Origin of the sequence: Gilliamella sp. B2717 (genome assembly GCF_026536675.1) — a bacterium.
GTDB classification, from domain to species: Bacteria; Pseudomonadota; Gammaproteobacteria; order Enterobacterales; family Orbaceae; genus Gilliamella; species Gilliamella apicola_I.
In genome coordinates this window covers 59,337-59,806 of sequence record NZ_JAFNNQ010000025.1, presented here as the reverse complement: position 1 = coordinate 59,806, position 470 = coordinate 59,337, and positions in this window count along the sequence as shown.

Sequence of the window (470 nt, the reverse complement as noted above, 5' to 3'; positions counted from 1 at the left end):
GATTTTTAATACAGGGATCTAATATGTTGACAAAAAAACCAAAACCGATATATAGTAAAAATGCGTTAGCAAAATCTAGCGCCAAGTTTGACAGCTTGTTATCATCATGAGGGCATAACCGTCCAAGACGGTTTTTTTGTGTCTCTTCGTTTAGTTGCATCTTTTCTATGGTGAGCTAAGTGAGGGAGCCTAAGGGCTCGCCGTTTCTCATGATGACGGTCTGTCAACCTTGCTTGGTTCACCTCCAATATTTGACAGTGTTGTAGGTGATTATTTAATCCTTAATTTATATTGGGAATTTAATCATGAAAGTCTCACAAATTACACCAGTTGACACATCAGAAAATGTCGTTATCCATTTAAACCAATTCGCAAAAATCGAACAGGCCGAGACAATCGCCCGCGCGTGTATAAACGCCCATTCGACCCATAACGATTTTATGATTATGATTTGCTGTATAGCGGATCTA